Origin of the sequence: Streptomyces sp. NPDC059371 (genome assembly GCF_042751995.1) — a bacterium.
Taxonomy (GTDB): Bacteria; Actinomycetota; Actinomycetes; order Streptomycetales; family Streptomycetaceae; genus Streptomyces.
In genome coordinates this window covers 54,870-59,528 of record NZ_JBHYXD010000014.1, presented here as the reverse complement: position 1 = coordinate 59,528, position 4,659 = coordinate 54,870, and the positions used below count along the sequence as shown (strand labels likewise).

General features: G+C 70.8%; 6 protein-coding genes. 2 read left to right on the top strand and 4 right to left on the bottom strand.

Going from position 1 to position 4,659, the window contains the following annotated elements:
• Window positions 1–86 precede the first annotated feature (86 nt).
• The 4 genes from ACFXGX_RS11110 to ACFXGX_RS11095 form a co-directional block, all read right to left on the bottom strand.
• A complete protein-coding gene (locus tag ACFXGX_RS11110) occupies window positions 87–515 on the bottom strand; it encodes a hypothetical protein (protein WP_384788044.1) in 429 nt (142 codons plus the stop codon).
• A gap of 4 nt (window positions 516–519) precedes the next feature.
• Window positions 520–993 carry a roadblock/LC7 domain-containing protein gene (locus ACFXGX_RS11105; RefSeq protein ID WP_384788041.1) on the bottom strand — a complete coding sequence of 158 codons (474 nt, stop codon included), beginning with the start codon at window positions 991–993 and terminating at the stop codon, window positions 520–522.
• A 54-nt stretch (window positions 994–1,047) separates the two neighbouring features.
• The gene (locus ACFXGX_RS11100; RefSeq protein ID WP_384788038.1) at window positions 1,048–2,007 is read right to left on the bottom strand and encodes a MarR family transcriptional regulator; all 960 of its coding nucleotides are present in this window, start codon (window positions 2,005–2,007) and stop codon (window positions 1,048–1,050) included.
• Window positions 2,008–2,284: 277 nt separating this feature from the next.
• Window positions 2,285–3,259, bottom strand: a complete 975-nt coding sequence (locus tag ACFXGX_RS11095) for a LysR substrate-binding domain-containing protein (protein ID WP_384788035.1) — start codon at window positions 3,257–3,259, stop codon at window positions 2,285–2,287.
• A 174-nt stretch (window positions 3,260–3,433) separates the two neighbouring features.
• Between ACFXGX_RS11095 and ACFXGX_RS11090 the strand changes: the two genes are divergently transcribed.
• Both ACFXGX_RS11090 and ACFXGX_RS11085 read left to right on the top strand, forming a co-directional pair.
• Window positions 3,434–3,988, top strand: a complete 555-nt coding sequence (locus ACFXGX_RS11090; protein ID WP_328448706.1) for a peroxiredoxin — start codon at window positions 3,434–3,436, stop codon at window positions 3,986–3,988.
• A 6-nt stretch (window positions 3,989–3,994) separates the two neighbouring features.
• Window positions 3,995–4,528, top strand: coding sequence for an alkyl hydroperoxide reductase (locus ACFXGX_RS11085; RefSeq protein ID WP_384788031.1), 534 nt, complete (start codon window positions 3,995–3,997; stop codon window positions 4,526–4,528).
• The last annotated feature ends 131 nt before the right edge of the window (window positions 4,529–4,659 follow it).

The following is a 4,659-nucleotide window of genomic DNA, read 5'->3' as shown; positions in this document are numbered from 1 at the left end:
TGTTTTCACCCCCCCGCCCCCCGCCCGCCCCGGGGGGCGGGGCCGGGGGGCCCCCCCCCCCCGGGGGGGGCCCCCCCGGTCGGCGTTCACATGCTGTACTCCTTCACCACGCGGCGGACCTGGGCGAAGAGCATGCCGACGTTCACCGACTTGCGGCAGACGACCACGGCGACCACGTCCTGCTGGTCGCTCATCCGCACGAACAGATGGGTGAGGTTGTCGCTGTTGACCAGGATCTCCTGGAAGAAGTGCGAGTCGGACTCGATGCCGCGCCGCTCCTTGAAGACGTCCTCGATCATCTGGACCGTACGCCCCTGGAACAGGTCGAGGGTCGCGCCCGCGAGCAGGTCCAGGACCTCCGGCGGATGGTTGTCGACGGTCTCGTAACTCAGCAGCATTCCGGTCGACATGTCGACCGCTCCGGAGGCGACGCAGTCCGGGGCGTCGGTGCGCAGTGATTTGACCAGGCCCATGATCTGGTCGGAGAACCCGGGTGTCATTCGCTTGGTGGCCATGTCGTCATACCCCTTCGGTCGCGGTGTCGGTCACGGCTCCGACGAGTGCGTCGGGAGCCGCGGCGGGCGGATCGGGCTCGGCTGGTGTCCCGGCGAGCGGGTCGGGGCCGGTCCCGGTGAGAATCGATCCGATGCGGCCGAGAGCCGGCCGGGTCTGCTCGTGGAGCCGTTCGAGGTCGATGCCCTCGTCGCCGAGGACGATCATCAGCGCGGTGTCGCCGACCGCGTAGAAGGCCGCGAGGCCCTGACTGCCGTAGGTCACGGTCTGGCGGAACGCTCCCCGGCCGGTCACCGCCGTCGCGCGGCGGGCGATGCCGAGTCCCGCGGCGGCGATCGCGGCGAGGCTCTCCGGATCGATCATGTCGGCGGTGTCGGCCGCGATGAGCATTCCGTCGGCGGCCGCCACCGCCGTGTCGGTGATTCCGGGCACCTGTTCCCGGAGTTCCCTCATTTCCCTGGCCAGTGCCTCGTGATTCATGCGTTGAACTCCCTGATGATGGTGCGCATTCGATCGTTGACAGGCATTTCGGTTCTACGTTCCGGAGTCCGGGGTCCAGATCCGGTGGCGCAGCCGGAAGAATCCTTTCCAGCTCGCCCCGGCCCTTTCGGGGGCGAGGGTTTCGGCTATTCCGCTCGCGCCGGGCTCACGGCGGGGCAGCGACGGGGCATGCGCGCCGGGCTCTCTGCGGGGCAGGGCCGGAGCGATCGCCCCGGGTGGCGGGCCGGGCGCCGGCCGGGGCTCCGGTGCCGCGGGCTCTCCGGCGGCCACAGCGGAGGACAGGGCGGAGAACAGCTCGGGGTCCAGGGCGGGCGGAGCCCCGGCGGGCCGCTGCCGGAGCGCTCCGGTAGGCAGGTCCCGCACGGTGACGCGGGGGGCGGAATCGGACTCCGCCGGCAGTTCCAGCAGCCCCTCGCCGAGCATGCGGGCCACCCCCACCGTGACGGTGTAGGCGCCGAGCCCGGTCGCGAAGGCGATGTCGCGGGCGGTCCGGCGGCCGTCGGCATGGGCCAGCAACTCCTTGTGCGGTGGCGGGAGCCGCTCGCGTATCTCGTCCGGCACCGCGGCCGGCACGGGGCGTTCCCGGTCCGGCCGTACGGGCCGCGGCAGGGCGGCGACGGCCGCCAGCTTCCTCGCCGCGTCCTGCAGCAGCCGCCCGGGGGTCTCGCCGAGGACGACCGGCGCGTACGGCTCGAAGGCTGCGTCGAGCGGGTCGCACGCCTCCACGTCACCGGCCACGACGGCGAACGCCGCGTCCTGCATCGCCATCATGCAGACGACCCGGAGCTGTGCGGCCCCCGCGTATCCGTGCGCGATCAGTCCGGCCTCGGGCCACCGGGTACCGCCGGACTCGCGGAGCAGTTCGGCCCACTGCTCGCCGCTGACCCGGCCGGAGCGCAGCAGCCGCGCCTCGGCACCCGGGGCGCCGGGACTTTCGACGGCGACGACAGCCCCGTCACGGAGATGGAAGACTCCCCCGGGTTTTCCGGACACCCGCACTTTCCCCGTCGCCCGTGTGCTCCGGCATTCGCTCAGTGCGTGCGACAGCAGGTCGTATCCGACCCTGCCAAGGGAATCCCGAATGCCCGTCATCACTCCCCTTGGAACTTCCGGCACTTCGCACAGACGCCTGACGAATCACCCTCAGGGGGTATGTGTATCAGCCGGGGCGGATAACCCAGCGGGAGTCGCACTACCTGACGGAACTTGAGATTTCCCGGCTGTCACGGGACGTCATCGGTCGCCCGATTGACCGACTCTGTACGGCAGTTCAGGATTCCGCGCCCAACACCCGGACGGGCAGGGGGCGCAGAGCCTCGCGCAGGGCCCCCGCGAGTTCCTGGTACTCCGTGCTCCGCGCGGCACCCGACCGCATCGCGAGCGCGATCCGCCGGGTGGGCGCCGGGTCCGCGAAGTACCCGGTGAGGAGCTGATCGCTGCGGGTCGTCTCCACCTTGACGGCGGTACGGGGCAGCAGGGTCACCCCGAGACCGCCGGCGACGAGCTGGACGAGGGTCGACAGGCCCGCGGCGGTGGTGGTCACGGGGGCGTCGGCGCGCCCGGCCTCACGGCAGATGTCCAGGGCCTGGTCGCGCAGGCAGTGGCCCTCGTCGAGCAGCAGCAGCCGCAGTTCCCGCAGCGCCTCGCGCGGAATGCCCTCCTGCCCGCCGAGCCCGTGGCCGAGCGGGGTGACCAGCACGAAGTCCTCGTCGAACAGCGGGAGTTCGACGACACCGGGGACACCGAGGGGGACCGCGAGCAGCAGCAGGTCGAGCCGGCCGACCGTCAGGCCCTCCAGCAGGCTGGCCGTCTGCTCCTCGTGCACCTGGAGGTCGAGGTCGGGGTAGCGGTCGTGGACGAGACGCAGGACGGTCGGCAGGAGGTAGGGGGCGACGGTGGGGATGACCCCCAGGCGCAGCGCCCCGGTGAACGGCGCCCGTACGGCCTCCGCCTCCTCCATCAGCGCGCCGACCTCGGCCAGTACGGCCTTGGCGCGTACGGCGAGGCGCTCGCCGGCGGGCGACAGGAGCACTTTGCGGGTCGTACGCTCCAGGAGGGTCACCCCGAGGGTCGCCTCCAGCGCGGAGACGGCACCGGACAGCGCGGGCTGGCTCATGCCGATCGCGGCGGCCGCGTCCCGGAAGTGCAGATGCTCGGCGACGGCGGTGAAGGCACGGAGCTGCGCGAGGCTGGGGGTACGGCGCCCGCCGCCCTTGCCGCCCGCCCTGCCGGTGGGGCTCGCCATGACCGTACGCGTCCTTCCTGGTCGGTTCACCGGGCGTCACTGATAGCCGCAGTCGATCAACACGACCAAGTGTAGCTATTTCCCGAATCAATACCGGCTGTGCCACGATCGGGAGAGTCCACCCCCTAGGGAAATGCCCCCAAAAAGGGCTGTCCCTTGCTGCAAGGAGAGTTTGTGCTCACTGTCGGTGACCAGTTCCCCACGTTCGACCTGACCGCCTGCGTCTCGCTGGAGAAGGGCCAGGAGTTCGAGCAGATCGACCACAAGACCTACGAGGGCAAGTGGAAGATCGTCTTCGCGTGGCCCAAGGACTTCACCTTCGTGTGCCCCACCGAGATCGCGGCCTTCGGCAAGCTGAACGACGAGTTCGCCGACCGTGACGCGCAGGTGCTGGGCTTCTCCGGCGACTCCGAGTTCGTGCACCACGCCTGGCGCAAGGACCACGACGACCTGCGTGACCTGCCGTTCCCGATGATGGCCGACTCGAAGCACGAGCTCATGCGCGACCTCGGCATCGAGGGCGAGGACGGCTTCGCCAAGCGCGCCGTCTTCATCGTCGACCAGAACAACGAGATCCAGTTCTCCATGGTGACCGCCGGCTCCGTCGGCCGTAACCCCAAGGAGGTCCTGCGGGTCCTCGACGCTCTCCAGACGGACGAGCTCTGCCCGTGCAACTGGACCAAGGGCGAGACCACCCTCGACCCGGTCGCGCTACTGGCCGGTGAGTGACCTTCCATGGCTCTCGACGAACTGAAGTCCGCCATACCGGACTACGCCAAGGACCTGCGCCTGAACCTCGGTTCGGTGATCGGCAACAGTGACCTCCCGCAGCAGCAGCTCTGGGGCACGGTGCTGGCCTGCGCCATCGCCTCGCGGTCCCCGCAGGTGCTGCGTGAGCTGGAGCCCGAGGCGAAGGCGCAGTTGTCGCCCGAGGCGTACACCGCCGCCAAGTCGGCCGCCGCGATCATGGCGATGAACAACGTCTTCTACCGGACGCGGCACCTGCTGTCGGACCCGGAGTACGGGACGATGCGCGCCGGTCTGCGGATGAACGTCATCGGCAACCCGGGTGTGGAGAAGGTCGACTTCGAGCTGTGGTCGCTCGCCGTCTCCGCGATCAACGGCTGCGGCCAGTGCCTCGACTCCCACGAGCAGGTGCTCCGCAAGGCGGGCGTCGACCGGGAGACGATCCAGGAGGCGTTCAAGATCGCGGCCGTGCTCCAGGCCGTCGCCGCCACGCTGGACGCCGAGGCGCACCTCGCCGTGTAGTCCTCGACAGGCAGAAACAGGGCCCCGCCCACCATCTCGGTGGGGGGGGCCGCGCGCGGGGGTGTTTTTCGCGCCGCGGCGTCGCGCCCGGGGGGCGGGGGGCGGCCCCGCCGCGGCGGCCCGCCGCGGGG

Coding starts and splice junctions, on each gene's coding strand:
- ACFXGX_RS11110 (WP_384788044.1), bottom strand. CDS start 515: ATGGCCACCAAGCGAATGACACCCGGGTTCTCCGACCAGATCATGGGC.
- ACFXGX_RS11105 (WP_384788041.1), bottom strand. CDS start 993: ATGAATCACGAGGCACTGGCCAGGGAAATGAGGGAACTCCGGGAACAG.
- ACFXGX_RS11095 (WP_384788035.1), bottom strand. CDS start 3,259: ATGGCGAGCCCCACCGGCAGGGCGGGCGGCAAGGGCGGCGGGCGCCGT.
- ACFXGX_RS11085 (WP_384788031.1), top strand. CDS start 3,995: ATGGCTCTCGACGAACTGAAGTCCGCCATACCGGACTACGCCAAGGAC.